Raw genomic sequence first — 13,880 nt, forward strand, 5'->3', positions numbered from 1 at the left:
TCCGCAAGGCCTCCACGCAAGGCGCAGACACTGCGCCCATTGCCAAAGGAGGCCCTATGAACAAGACCCTTGGATTCAAGCTCGGCATGATTGCCCTGCTGATGGTGCTGTTGCTGATCCCGCTGCTGATGATCAACGGCCTCATCGACGAGCGCCAGACCCTGCGTGACAGTGTGGTGCGTGACATCGCCCACAGCGCCAGTTTCGACCAGCAGCTCAGTGGCCCGGTGCTGGTGGTGCCTTACCGCAAGTACCAACGCCGCTGGATCGACAAGGACGGCGAGCGTATCCAGGAGACCAGCAGCATCGCCGGCCACCTGTACTTCCTGCCGGAAACCTTCGACGCCGACTTGGGTGTCGACACCGAGCTGCGCTCACGCGGCATCTACCAGGCGCGGCTGTTTCACGCCAAGGGCCGTATCACTGGCCGCTTCAAGCTCCCCGAACGCTGGGGCATCGACAAGGATTTTGAAGACTACCGGTTCGACAAGCCCTTTTTGGTGGTGGGCATCAGCGACATTCGTGGCATCGAGAATGGCCTGGAGCTGACGCTCGACGAGCGCAAGTTGCCCTTTGAAGCGGGGACCGGGCTCGACTGGATGCGCGGTGGCGTGCATGCCAGCGTGCCAGGGCTGGATGGCCTGCAAGCGCGGGAGCTCAGCTACGGCTTCGACCTGGCGCTGCAAGGCACTGGCCAGTTGCAGGTGTTGCCGGTTGGCCGTACCAGCAGTGTCGATATGCGCGCCAACTGGCCGCACCCAAGCTTCATCGGCAGTTACCTGCCCAGCCGTCGCGACATCGATGCCCAAGGCTTCACTGCCCATTGGCAGACGTCGTTCTTCGCCACCAACCTTGAAGATGCCCTGCGCCAGTGCGCCACGGCCGGGCATTGTGAGGATTTCAGCGAGCGCACCTTTGGCGTCAGCTTTGTCGACCCGGTTGATCAGTACCTGAAGAGCGAGCGGGCGATCAAATACGCGCTGCTGTTCATTGCCCTGACCTTTGCCGGCTTCTTCCTGTTCGAGGTGCTGAAGAACCTCAGCGTGCACCCGGTGCAGTACATCCTGGTGGGTGTGGCCTTGGCGTTTTTCTACCTGCTGTTGCTGTCGATGTCCGAACACATCGGCTTTGGCCCGGCGTATGGGCTGTCGGCTTCAGCCTGTGTGTTGCTGATTGGCTTCTACCTGAGCCACGTGCTGCGCAGCCTGGGGCGTGGGGTTGGGTTTGCGGCGGGGTTAGCGGCGTTGTACGGGATGCTTTATGGGCTGCTCAGCGCCGAGGACTACGCGCTGTTGATGGGGTCGTTGCTGTGCTTTGGTTTGTTGGGCGTGTTCATGGTGCTGACCCGGCGGCTGGACTGGGCGCGGGTGGGGAGGGCGGCATGAGGGAGGACAGAGAGCTTGGGCGGTGGTTGGCGCGCAGGATTGGGGAGTTGTTTCCTGTGATTCCGAGGTGAAGCCTTGGGGCTGCGGTGCAGCCCATTCGCGGGGCAAGCCCGCTCCCACAGGGATGGACTGCCCCCAAGAATTTGGACACCAATCCAACCCTTGGGGGCAGTCCAGGGATGGATTTGTGGGAGCGGGCTTGCCCCGCGAAGAGGCCCGTCAGGCCACCGGAGATGTGGCAACCATCGACGGCCGCTTGATCACCTCGGCATACCACGCCGCCAGCCCAGGCTGGCGCTCACGCCAACCAAAATCAGGCTGACGCAAATCCAGATAACCCAGCGCACAGGCCACGCCAATCGCAGCCAGATCAAAGCCCGAGATCAGCTCCGCCAGATGTTCCTGTTCCAGGTTGGCCAGGCTGCGGCGGATCTTGTCGCCCAGCGCCTCGAGCCAGCCATCCCAGCGCTTGTCCTCAGGCCGCAGGAAGCTCTCATAGCGGCTCGACACCGCCGCATCCATGATCGCATCGGCCTGCGACGCCAAGGTCATGCGCCGCCAGCGCGCCGAGCCCTCACGCGGCAGCAAGGGCAGGCCGACGTGCTGCAGGTCGAGGTACTCGCAAATCACCCGGCTGTCGTGCAGCACCGTGCCGTCGTCCAGGCGCAGGGCCGGGATCTTGCCGATCGGGTTGCCCTGGTTGAGCTGGTCATCACCACTCACGGGGCTGATGTTCACCGGCTGCAGGGTGACGCGGTCAAGCTGGCCGGTCTCGTGCAGCACCACCATGACCTTGCGCACGAAGGGCGACAGCGGCGAGTGGAACAGGGTCATCGTGGCCATGGTTCAGTTGCCCTGCAGGCTGGGTGGCAGGCACACACCGGTACCGCCAATACCGCAGTAGCCGTCCGGGTTCTTGGCCAGGTACTGCTGGTGGTAGGCCTCGGCGAAGTACACGGTCGGGGCCTGGTCGATCTCGGTGGTGATCTCACCGAAACCGGCCTTGTTCAGCTCGGCCTGGAAGGCATCGCGGCTGGCCTTGGCTTCTTCGAGCTGCTGCGGCGAGGTGCAGTAGATGGCCGAGCGGTACTGGGTGCCGACGTCGTTGCCCTGGCGCATGCCCTGGGTTGGGTTGTGCAGTTCCCAGAACATGGCCAGCAGCTCGCGGTAGCTGACCTTGTCCTTGTCGAACACCACCAGCACCACTTCGGTGTGGCCGGTCAGGCCGGAACAGACTTCTTCGTACGTGGGGTTGGGGGTGAAGCCGCCGGCATAGCCGACCACCGTGCTGACCACGCCTTCACGTTGCCAGAAGCGGCGCTCGGCGCCCCAGAAGCAGCCCAGGCCGAAGATGGCGAAGTCGATGGCACCTTCGAAGAAGGGGCCCAGCAGCGGGGTGCCTTCGAACACATAGTGGAACTCGGGCAGCGACATTGGCGTTTCACGGCCAGGCAGGGCCTGCTCCGCGGTTGGCATGACGTTTTTGTTCACCAGGATTTCCGAACGCAGGACCATGACCGTTCCTCTGTATGTCAGGTAGATAGGTGCTGGCCTCTTCGCGGGGCAAGCCCGCTCTCACAGGTACAGCACAGGTTACAAAGTTGTATAACCCTGTGGGAGCGGGCTTGCCCCGCGAAGGGGCCCGAATGGACTCTATAGTGCCCGAGGTTAACGCTGCTGTCAGGCCATTGGACCGCGCGGATAGCGCTTCAGTCGCTCGGCCAGCTCACGCCCCGGAATCGGCCGATCGAACAGGTACCCCTGGCCCACGTCGCACCGGTGCCTGCGCAGGAACGCCAGCTGCGCCGGGGTCTCGATCCCTTCGGCAACCACCTTGAGCTTGAGGTTGTGGGCCATGGCCACCACCGCCGAGGTGATTTCCATGTCGTCCTGGTTATCCGGGATTTCGTTGATGAAGCTGCGGTCGATCTTGATGATGTCGATCGGAAACTTCTTCAAATAGCTCAACGACGAATAGCCCGTGCCGAAATCGTCCATTGCCAGGGTCAGGCCCAGGGCCTTGAGCTCGTCGAGCTGGCGGTGGGTGTCTTCGGTCGCTTCCAGCAGCAGGCCTTCGGTCAGCTCCAGCTCCAGCAGGTGCGAGGGCAGCGCTTCTTCCTTGAGGATCGAACTGATCGAGGCTACTAGGTCCGGGTCGGAGAATTGCTTGGGCGACAGGTTGATGGCCACGTGCAAGTTGCCCAGGCCGGCCTCGCGCAGTTGCTGGCTCATGCGGCACGACTGGCGCACCACCCACTTGCCGATGGGGATGATCAGGCCGGTTTCCTCGGCCACGCTGATGAACTGGTCCGGGCGGATCATGCCGCGCTCGGGGTGGTTCCAGCGCAGCAGTGCTTCCAACCCCAGCAGGCGGCCGCTGCGCAGGCACAGCTTGGGCTGGTAGAACACTTCCAGTTCGTTCTGGGTCAGGGCGCGGCGCAGGTTGTTCTCGACGAACAGCTTGTAACTGGCCTCGGCATTGAGCACTTCGGTGAACACCTGCACCTGGTGCTTGCCGTTGGCCTTGGCCTTGTGCAGCGCCAGGCCTGCGTTTTTCATCAGGCTCGCCGGGTCGATGCCATGCAGCGGCGCACAGGCAAGGCCCACCGAGGCGGTGACGTTGATCAGCTGGTTGTCGACGAACATCGGCTTGTCGAGGGTGTGCAGCAACTGCTGGGCGACGTCCTGGCCGTCTTCCAGGCGGGTGTCGTCGAGCAGCACAGCGAACTCGTTGCTGGCGAAACGCGCCAGGATGCCACCGGCGCTGAGGCTGTTGCGCAGGCGGCGAGCCAGGCTCACCAACAGCTTGTCGCCGGTCTGGTGGCCGAGGCTGTCGTTGATGCGCTTGAAGTTGTCGATGTCCACCAGCAGCAGGCACATCGAGCTCTCGCTGTTACGGGCAAAGCGCTCGTCGAGGCTGCGGATGAACGCCGGGCGGTTGCCCAGGTTGGTCAGGTTGTCGGTGTAGGCCAGGCGCTCGATGCGCTGTTGGGCCAGCTTGGTCTGGGTGACGTCTTCGTAGATGCCGATGTAGTGGGTCAGCTCACGGTTGTCGCCATACACCTTGGATATCGACAGTTGGCCCCAGTAGGGCTCGAGGTTTTTGCGCCGGCTCTTGAATTCGCCTTGCCAGCTGTTGCCCATGGCCAGGCTCGACGGCGAATCGAACAGCAACTCGCTGAGGTTTTCCAGGGCTGGCAGCTCGGCCAGTTGGCGCCCCTGCACTTCATCGGTGCTGTACTGGGTGATCGCCGTGAAGCTTGGGTTGACGTATTCCACCACGCCGTCGCGGTTGACCAGCAAAAAGGCACTCGCGCTTTGTTCCACGGCGCGCTGGAACAGGTGCAGGGCGCTGGCCGCAGTGCGTCGGTTGTGGTTGGTGATGACCTGGGCGAACTGGTCGGCCAGCTCACCGGCAAAGGCGATTTCATCGGACTGCCAGGCCCGCGGCTGGCCGCTCTGCTCCAGGCACAACACCCCGATTACCTGGCCATCGACGCGCACGCTGGCATCGAGCATGGCTTTGTTGTCGGGGCGCAGGCTCTGGGTCAGGGCGCGGGTGCGCGGGTCGTGGTTGGCGTTGTGGGCGTCGATGGCGCGGCTGGCGTGCAGGGCGTCGAGGTAGTCGGGAAAGTGGCTGGCATCGATGGCTTCGGGCAGACGATGCTCCTGCTCGTGGCGGTACCAGGCACTGATCGGCTCCAGGCGCTGGTCTTCCAGATGCCAGATGCTGGCGCTGTCGACCTTGTAGATTTCGCAGGCGCTCTGGGTGATCAGTTCGGCGGCTTCGAGCAGCGAGTTCTCTGCGCTGTAACGCTGGCGGGCCAGGCGCAGGATCAGGTCTTGCTGGCCACGCACACGCTCCAGGTGTTCAAGCTGTTCTTGCTGGGCGCGCTGGTTGAGCTGCAGGGCCAGTTGCAGGCGGTTGTTGCGCGACTCCAGCTCACTGGCGTCGGGGTCGGCGGCGTCTGCGGGCGGGTCGTCGAGTACGCTCAGGTAGCCGCGCAGCAGTTGCCGGTTGTGTTGCCTGTAGGCTTCCCCGGCCTCCAGCAGGCGCAGTGACGCGCCAGGGGCATGCAGGGTGTAGCGCACGCGGTAGTAGCCACGGCGGGCAAGCTGCGACTGGATTTCGTCGTGCAGCCTGTAACGGGCTTCAGGCTCCATCAGGCTGGCATAGGGCGAATCGACCAAGGCGCACAGCTCGCCCGCCTGCAGGCCGAACTGGCGTTCGCAGGTGGGGTCGAGGTAGAGCATGGCCCAGGTGGCTTCGTTGAGCCTTTCGAAGCGCAGCATGCCGAGCCGCGAGGGCACGGGTAGCTGCGTGACGACCTCGGCCGCCACACGGCTGGCGGCATCGGGTTGGCTTTTCATCGAAGACTCGCTTGAAGAGGGAAACACGGCCTGGTCGGCGGCGTATCTGGCAAGGTTGCATCATGTCCCGAAGGCTGGCAAGCGGCCATGCGTGATGCTGTGTACGGGTTATCGGCAGAGGTACCACAAACTATAGGCGCGCCCCTTGTAGGAGCAGCCTTGTGCTGCGAAGAGGCCCTGCCAAACGCTGGAAATATTGGCGGTGGTACCGGCCCTTTCGCAGCACAAGGCTGCTCCTAGAAATAAACGGGTGCGGTGTGAGCTGCAGGCAAAAAAAAGCCCCGCCAAATGACGGGGTTGAGGTACGAGCGTGGCAGCTCGAAAAGGGTACTGCCCCTCTTGCGAGGGGCAGCGTGCCGCTTTACAGCAGCAGGGTGCGGATATCCGCCAGCACGTCGCCCAGGCGCTTGGTGAAGCGCGCGGCGGCAGCGCCGTTGATCACACGGTGATCGTAGGACAGCGACAGCGGCAGCATCAGCTTCGGCTGGAAGGCTTTGCCATCCCAGACTGGCTGCATGGTTGCCTTCGAAACGCCCAGGATCGCCACCTCAGGCGCGTTGACGATCGGCGTGAAGCCGGTGCCGCCAATGTGGCCGAGGCTGGAGATGGTGAAGCAGGCGCCTTGCATGTCGTCGGCCGACAGCTTTTTGGTGCGCGCTTTCTCGGCCAGTGCAGCGGCTTCGGCAGCCAGTTGCAGCAGGCTCTTCTGGTCGACGTTCTTGATCACAGGGACCAGCAGGCCATCCGGGGTGTCCACGGCAAAGCCGATGTTCACGTATTTCTTGCGGATGATCGCTTTGCCGCTTGGCGCCAGCGAGCTGTTGAAGTCCGGCATTTCCTTGAGCAGGAATGCGCTGGCCTTGAGCAACAGTGGCAGCACGGTCAGCTTGACGCCAGCCTTCTCGGCCACGGCCTTCTGCGCAACGCGGAAGGCTTCCAGCTCGGTGATGTCGGCGGAGTCGAACTGAGTCACGTGCGGCACGTTCAGCCAGCTGCGGTGCAGGTTGGCGGCACCGACCTGCATCAGGCGGGTCAGGGCCACTTCTTCCACTTCACCGAACTTGCTGAAGTCCACGGCAGGGATTGGCGGGATGCCAGCGCCGCCGGTGGCGCCGGCGGCTGCCGGGGCTTCCTTGGCCTTCTGCATCATCGCTTTGACGTAAACCTGCACGTCTTCTTTCAGGATGCGGCCATGCGGGCCGGTGGCCGCGACAGCGCCCAGCTCGACACCGAATTCACGGGCCAGCTGACGAACGGCTGGGCCAGCGTGAACCTTGGCGTTGTTGCCAGCAGCCGGCGCGGTAGCGACCGGAGCAGGGGCAGCAGCCGGGGCGGCAGCGGCAGGTGCGGCAGCAGGCGCAGCCTCAGCCTCAGCCTTGGCCGGTGCAGCAGCGGCCGGAGCCGGTGCGGCAGCCGGCGCTGCGCCAGCAACCTTCAGCTTGAAGATCAGGTCGCCAGTGCCGACTTCATCTTCCAGCTTGCACAGCACTTCTTCGACCACGCCAGCAGCAGGCGATGGGATCTCCATGGAGGCCTTGTCGGACTCCAGAGTGATCAGCGACTGGTCGGCTTCGACGGTGTCGCCGACCTTGACCAGCACTTCGATGATCTTGGCCTTGCCCGACGAGCCGATGTCCGGCACGTGGATGTCTTGCACGCTGGCGGCAGCCGGGGCTGCAGCAGGCGCAGGCGCGGCTTCGGCGGCCGGCTTTTCAGCGGCGGCCGGCGCAGCGGCAGGGGCAGGTGCGGCGGCTGGCGCCTCGGACGCCGCAGCGCCCTCGGCTTCCAGCACCAGCAGCTCGTCGCCTTCTTTCAGGCGATCGCCCAGCTTGACCTTCAGCTCTTTGATCACGCCGGCCTTAGGGGCCGGGATCTCCATGGAGGCCTTGTCGGACTCCAGGGTCAGCAGGCTCTGGTCAGCCTCGATACGGTCACCGACCTTGACGAACAGCTCGATGATTTCACCTTCACCGCTGCCGATGTCAGGTACGCGAATGAGTTCGCTCACTTAAAAATACTCCTCAGCAGTCCAGTGGGTTGCGCTTGTCCGGATCGATGCCGAACTTGACGATAGCGTCAGCCACCACTTTCGGTTCGATCTCGCCACGGTCAGCCAAGGCTTCCAGGGCAGCCAGCACCACGAAGTGGCGGTCAACTTCGAAGAAGTGACGCAGCTTCTTGCGGCTGTCGCTGCGACCGTAACCGTCGGTACCCAGGACTTTGAACTCTTTGCTCGGCACCCACTGGCGAATCTGTTCGGCGAACAGCTTCATGTAGTCGGTGGAGGCGATGACCGGGCCTTTGCGACCGTTCAGGCACTCTTCGACGTAAGTCAGCTGAGGCTTCTGGCCAGGCTTGAGGCGGTTGGCGCGTTCCACGGCCAGGCCGTCGCGACGCAGTTCGTTGAAGCTGGTGACGCTCCACACGTCGGCACCGACGTTGAACTCTTCACGCAGGATCTTCGCTGCTTCGCGGACTTCGCGCAGGATGGTGCCGGAGCCCATCAGCTGAACGTGGTGCGCGGCTTCGCGGGTGTCTTCTTCGAGCAGGTACATACCCTTGATGATGCCTTCCTCGACACCGGCCGGCATGGCTGGCTGCTGGTAGGATTCGTTCATCACGGTGATGTAGTAGAAGATGTCCTGTTGCTCTTCGGTCATCTTCTTCATGCCGTCCTGGATGATCACCGCCAGCTCGTAGCCGTAGGTCGGATCGTAGGTGCGGCAGTTCGGGATGGTGCCCGCCATCATGTGGCTGTGACCGTCTTCGTGCTGCAGGCCTTCACCGTTGAGGGTGGTACGGCCGGCGGTACCGCCGATCAGGAAGCCACGGGTGCGGCTGTCGCCAGCGGCCCAGGCCAGGTCGCCGATACGCTGGAAGCCGAACATCGAGTAGAAGATGTAGAACGGCAGCATTGGCTGGTTGTGGCAGCTGTACGAGGTACCGGCAGCGATGAACGACGACATGGCGCCGGCTTCGTTGATGCCTTCCTCGAGAATCTGGCCCTTCTTGTCTTCGCGGTAGAACATCACCTGGTCTTTATCGACTGGCTCGTAGAGTTGGCCGACGGACGAGTAGATGCCCAGCTGGCGGAACATGCCTTCCATACCGAAGGTACGGGCTTCGTCCGGGATGATCGGGACGATGCGCTGGCCGATTTCCTTGTCCTTGACCAGTTGCGCCAGGATGCGCACGAAGGCCATGGTGGTGGAGATTTCGCGGTCGCCCGAGCCGTCCAGTATCGCTTTCAGCGTTTCCAGGGATGGGGTCGGCACGCTGAAGCTCTTGGCGCGACGTTGCGGCACGAAGCCACCCAGGGCAGCGCGGCGCTCGGCCAGGTACTTGGCTTCGGCAGAACCTTCTTCCGGCTTGAAGAACGGCAGGTTCTCAAGGTCGGCATCCTTGACCGGGATGTCGAAGCGGTCACGGAAGTGACGCAGGCTGTCGACGTCGACCTTCTTGGTGTTGTGCGCGGTGTTCTTGGCTTCGCCTGCACCGGTGCCGTAACCCTTGATGGTCTTGGCCAGGATGACAGTCGGCTGCTCTTTGTGGTTCACCGCCTGGTGATAAGCCGCGTAGACCTTGTACGGGTCGTGGCCGCCACGGTTGAGCTTCCAGATCTCTTCGTCGGACAGGTCTTCGACCATGGCCTTGAGCTCTGGGGTGTTGAAGAAGTTCTCACGCACGTACGCGCCGTCTTTGGCTTTGTAGTTCTGGTACTCGCCGTCGATGACTTCGTCCATGCGGCGCTGCAGGGCACCATTGGTGTCCTTGGCCAGCAGTGGGTCCCAGAAGCGGCCCCAGACGACTTTGTTGACGTTCCAGCCACCGCCACGGAATACGCCTTCGAGTTCCTGGATGATCTTGCCGTTGCCGCGAACCGGGCCGTCGAGGCGCTGCAGGTTGCAGTTGATGACGAAGATCAGGTTGTCCAGCTTCTCGCGGCCAGCCAGGGCGATTGCGCCCAGGGATTCCGGCTCGTCGCACTCGCCGTCGCCCATGAAGCACCAGACCTTCTGCTTGCCGGCCGGGATGAAGCCACGGGCTTCCAGGTACTTCATGAAGCGCGCTTGGTAGATCGCCTGGATCGGGCCCAGACCCATAGAAACGGTCGGGAACTGCCAGAAGTCAGGCATCAGCCATGGGTGCGGGTACGAAGACAGGCCGTTGCCGTCCACTTCCTGACGGAAGTTGTTCATCTGGTCTTCGCTGATGCGGCCTTCCATGAAGGCACGGGCGTAAACGCCTGGCGAAGCGTGGCCCTGGAAGAACACCAGGTCGCCGCCGTGTTCTTCGGTCGGGGCCTGGAAGAAGTAGTTGAAGCCGATGTCGTACAGGGTGGCACTGGAGGCGAAGCTGGAGATGTGGCCGCCCAGGTCCGAGTCCTTCAGGTTGGTGCGCATCACCATGGCCAGCGCGTTCCAACGCACCAACGAGCGAATGCGGCGTTCCATGAACAGGTCGCCAGGCATGCGTGCTTCGTGGGTGACAGGGATGGTGTTGCGGTATGGCGTGGTGATCGCATACGGCAGCTGGGAGCCACTGCGGGTGGCCAGCTCGCCCATACGGGTCATCAGGTAATGAGCGCGGTCTTCGCCTTCTTTGTCGAGGACCGACTCCAGGGCATCCAGCCATTCCTGGGTTTCGATTGGATCGAGGTCTTGCATGGCTTGCTCCAGGGCGGAAAGGCAACCAGAATCGATTGCCTGAGTTTGCGACTGGCCTTATGGGCAGACGTCGTGAATTCTTGGATTACCGGAGTGTGATCCGGCGCCGTGTAGTTTTACTACAAATGCATTCGCATTTCATGCTTTTAGACAGTCGGGGTAGTAGTAAAACTACACAAATGCGGCTTTTGGTCGCACCCCGGCTTGTGGGGAAAAACGTTCATGTTGGTTGGCGATGTGTCGCGAACGGGTGATTCTTGATGTTTTTTGCCAGTGATTGCTTTTTTTCAGCTATTTCCAACTTTTGTATGACAGTCCAACCGTGGTCCGCCTTCCATTTGGCCGCCTTTACCCCTCTCTTTCACGCCGATCAAGGATAGTCCATGCGCCTGCCTTTGCCGCTCGATCTGCCCGCCACCCTGCAACCGCTGGTCGCTCGTAATCAGCAGTTCCTCAGCGAAGCTGTGGCTGGCCACCCCGAACTCGACCTGAACGGTTGCAGCCCGGCCCATCGGCAACAGTTTGACCAAGTTGCTGCCGCCAGCGACTTCGTCCTTGGCCTGGCCCAGCGCGAACCGGCCATGCTGCTCGCCCTGATGGCCAGTGGTGAACTGGACCGCCGCTATGCGCCCGGCGAGTTGCGCGGGCAGATCGGGGCGGTGGCCCAGGCAGCGCAAAGCGAAGACGAGCTGGCGCGTAACCTGCGGCGCGAGCGCAATCGCCAGCAGTTGCGCATCATCTGGCGCGACATTACGCGCCAGGCCGAGCTGGGCGAAACCTGCCGTGACCTGTCCGACCTTGCCGACGCCGCCATCGACGAAGCGTATCAATGGCTGTACCCACGCCATTGCCAGCAGTTCGGCACGCCCATCGGCCACCGCAGCGGCCTGGCGCAGCACATGGTGGTGCTGGGCATGGGCAAGCTGGGGGCGGTGGAGCTGAACCTGTCGTCGGACATCGACCTGATCTTCGCCTTCCCCGAGGGCGGCGAGACTGAAGGGGTCAAGCGCTCGCTGGACAACCAGGAGTTCTTCACCCGCCTGGGTCAGCGCCTGATCAAGGCCCTGGACCCGGTCACCGTCGACGGTTTCGTGTTCCGCGTCGACATGCGCCTGCGCCCATACGGTTCGGCCGGTTCGCTGGTGCTGAGCTTCAATGCCCTGGAGCAGTACTACCAGGACCAAGGCCGCGACTGGGAACGCTACGCCATGATCAAGGCGCGGGTGGTGGCCGGTGACCAGGCGGCAGGCGCTCAGTTGCAAGAGATGCTGCGCCCGTTCGTCTACCGCCGTTACCTGGACTTCTCGGCCATCGAAGCCCTGCGCACCATGAAGCAGCTGATCCAGCAGGAGGTACGGCGCAAGGGCATGTCCGAGAACATCAAGCTGGGTGCTGGCGGCATCCGCGAGGTGGAGTTCATCGCCCAGGCCTTCCAGCTGATTCATGGCGGGCGAGACCTGAGCCTGCAGCAACGGCCCTTGCTCAAGGTGCTGGCGACCCTCGAAGGGCAAGGTTACCTGCCACCTGCGGTGGTGGCCGAGTTGCGCGAAGGCTACGAATTCCTGCGTTATACCGAGCACGCTATCCAGGCCATCGCCGACCGCCAGACGCAGATGCTGCCGGACAACGAAATTGACCAGGCGCGGGTCGCCTACATCCTCGGCTTCGCCGACTGGCAGGGCTTCCATGACCAATTGATGTACTGGCGCGGCCGGGTCGATTGGCACTTCCGCCAAGTGATCGCCGACCCGGATGATGAGGACGGCGAGGGCGAACTGGTGGTCGGTGGCGAATGGTCGCCGCTGTGGGAGCAGGCGCAGGATGAAGACGCCGCCTGTCGTCAGCTTGAAGAAGCTGGGTTCAAACAACCCGCCGATGCATTGCGTCGCCTCGCCGGGTTGCGGGGCAGCCCGCAATTGCGCTCCATGCAGCGCATTGGGCGCGAACGTTTGGACGCCTTTATTCCAAGGCTCCTGGCCCAGGCCGTGGAGCACCAAGACCCTGACCTGGTGCTTGAACGCGTGCTGCCGCTGGTCGAAGCGGTTGCGCGGCGGTCGGCCTACTTGGTGCTGCTCACCGAAAACCCGGGTGCCTTGCGCCGCCTGTTGACCCTGTGCGCGGCCAGCCCCTGGATCGCCGAGCAGATTGCCCGCTACCCGTTGCTGCTCGACGAGCTGCTCAACGAAGGCCGGCTGTTCAGCCCGCCACTGGCGCCGGAGCTGGCCAGCGAACTGCGCGAGCGTTTAACGCGCATCCCCGAAGACGACCTGGAACAGCAGATGGAGGCGCTGCGCCACTTCAAGCTGGCCCACAGCCTGCGTGTGGCGGCCTCGGAAATCAGTGGCAACCTGCCGTTGATGAAAGTCAGCGATTACCTGACCTGGCTGGCCGAAGCCATCCTCGACCAGGTGCTGGCCCTGGCCTGGCGCCAGACCGTAGCCCGCCACGGCCAGCCCAAGCGCAGCGACGGCAGCCTGTGCGACCCGGGCTTCATCATCATTGGTTATGGCAAGGTCGGTGGGCTTGAACTGGGCCATGGCTCGGACCTGGACCTGGTGTTCATTCACGATGGCGACCCCCAGGCCGAAACCGATGGCGCCAAGCCGATCGACAGCGCGCAGTTCTTTACCCGCCTGGGCCAGCGCATCATCCACTTGCTGACCACCCAGACCAACTCTGGCCAGCTGTATGACGTGGACATGCGCCTGCGCCCGTCCGGCGCTTCGGGGCTGTTGGTCAGCTCGCTGGGTGCCTTCGAGCGCTATCAACAGAATGAGGCCTGGACCTGGGAGCACCAGGCCTTGGTGCGTGCGCGTGTGCTGGTCGGCTGCAAACAGGTGGGCGCGGCGTTCGAAGGCGTGCGCGCCAACGTCCTGGGCCAACCCCGTGACCTTGAAACGTTGCGCACCGAAGTCAGTGAGATGCGCGCCAAGATGCGCGGCAATCTCGGCACCAAGGCCACGGCTGCCGGCACCGCAGCCAATGCCTTCGAGGCCGGTGTACCCTTCGATATCAAGCAGGATGCCGGCGGTATCGTCGATATCGAATTTATGGTGCAATACGCGGCTTTGGCCTGGTCTCACGACCACCCGGCCATACTCCGATGGACCGATAACATCCGCATTCTGGAAGAGCTGGAGCAGGCAGGTTTGATGCCGGCCAGTGACGCGGTGCTGTTGCGTGAAGTGTACAAGGCGTTCCGTTCTGCCTCGCACCGCCAGGCCCTGCAGAAGCAGGCCGGGGTGATCGATGCGGCGCAGTTTGCCGATGAACGCCGCGAGGTGCGGCGGATCTGGGGCGAGCTGGGTTTGACTTGATACCGCTGGGGCCCTGTAGGAGCGGCCTTGTGCCGCGAAGGGCTGCAAAGCAGCCCCAAAGGTCCATGCCCCACCACCGGTGTTACACTGTCCGCCACATAGCCTGAATATAAAGAGGGGAGGCCAGGCTGTACCGCAGC

The 13,880-nt window shown here is 63.1% G+C and carries 7 protein-coding genes; 2 read left to right on the top strand and 5 right to left on the bottom strand.

All coding sequences use genetic code 11. From position 1 onward, the window contains the following. Positions 1–56 precede the first annotated feature (56 nt). On the top strand, positions 57–1,385 hold the full coding sequence (gene creD / locus HU764_RS27195; protein WP_186703166.1) for a cell envelope integrity protein CreD: 1,329 nt from the start codon (positions 57–59) through the stop codon (positions 1,383–1,385). A gap of 219 nt (positions 1,386–1,604) precedes the next feature. Here creD and HU764_RS27200 read toward each other — a convergent pair whose 3' ends face one another. From HU764_RS27200 to aceE, 5 genes are all read right to left on the bottom strand, one after another. Then, entirely contained in the window at positions 1,605–2,228 is a 624-nt protein-coding gene (locus HU764_RS27200; RefSeq protein ID WP_186703167.1) for a glutathione S-transferase, read from the bottom strand. A 3-nt stretch (positions 2,229–2,231) separates the two neighbouring features. Next, positions 2,232–2,900 carry a peptide-methionine (S)-S-oxide reductase MsrA gene (msrA, locus tag HU764_RS27205; RefSeq protein WP_085274042.1) on the bottom strand — a complete coding sequence of 223 codons (669 nt, stop codon included), beginning with the start codon at positions 2,898–2,900 and terminating at the stop codon, positions 2,232–2,234. 165 nt (positions 2,901–3,065) lie between these two features. After that, positions 3,066–5,756: a putative bifunctional diguanylate cyclase/phosphodiesterase gene (locus HU764_RS27210; RefSeq protein ID WP_186703168.1), complete on the bottom strand. Its 2,691-nt coding sequence runs from the start codon at positions 5,754–5,756 to the stop codon at positions 3,066–3,068. 361 nt (positions 5,757–6,117) lie between these two features. Beyond that, a complete protein-coding gene (aceF, locus tag HU764_RS27215; protein WP_027594323.1) occupies positions 6,118–7,764 on the bottom strand; it encodes a dihydrolipoyllysine-residue acetyltransferase in 1,647 nt (548 codons plus the stop codon). Between the two features lie 13 nt (positions 7,765–7,777). Continuing rightward, positions 7,778–10,423, bottom strand: a complete 2,646-nt coding sequence (aceE, locus tag HU764_RS27220) for a pyruvate dehydrogenase (acetyl-transferring), homodimeric type (protein ID WP_027594324.1) — start codon at positions 10,421–10,423, stop codon at positions 7,778–7,780. A gap of 383 nt (positions 10,424–10,806) precedes the next feature. Between aceE and glnE the strand changes: the two genes are divergently transcribed. Continuing rightward, on the top strand, positions 10,807–13,740 hold the full coding sequence (glnE, locus tag HU764_RS27225; protein WP_186681280.1) for a bifunctional [glutamate--ammonia ligase]-adenylyl-L-tyrosine phosphorylase/[glutamate--ammonia-ligase] adenylyltransferase: 2,934 nt from the start codon (positions 10,807–10,809) through the stop codon (positions 13,738–13,740). Positions 13,741–13,880 lie beyond the last annotated feature (140 nt).

The sequence above is a fragment of the Pseudomonas kermanshahensis genome (genome assembly GCF_014269205.2).
In the GTDB taxonomy this organism is placed as follows: domain Bacteria; phylum Pseudomonadota; class Gammaproteobacteria; order Pseudomonadales; family Pseudomonadaceae; genus Aquipseudomonas; species Aquipseudomonas kermanshahensis.

Coding starts and splice junctions, on each gene's coding strand:
- aceE (WP_027594324.1), bottom strand. CDS start 10,423: ATGCAAGACCTCGATCCAATCGAAACCCAGGAATGGCTGGATGCCCTG.
- creD (WP_186703166.1), top strand. CDS start 57: ATGAACAAGACCCTTGGATTCAAGCTCGGCATGATTGCCCTGCTGATG.
- HU764_RS27200 (WP_186703167.1), bottom strand. CDS start 2,228: ATGGCCACGATGACCCTGTTCCACTCGCCGCTGTCGCCCTTCGTGCGC.
- msrA (WP_085274042.1), bottom strand. CDS start 2,900: ATGGTCCTGCGTTCGGAAATCCTGGTGAACAAAAACGTCATGCCAACC.
- HU764_RS27210 (WP_186703168.1), bottom strand. CDS start 5,756: ATGAAAAGCCAACCCGATGCCGCCAGCCGTGTGGCGGCCGAGGTCGTC.
- glnE (WP_186681280.1), top strand. CDS start 10,807: ATGCGCCTGCCTTTGCCGCTCGATCTGCCCGCCACCCTGCAACCGCTG.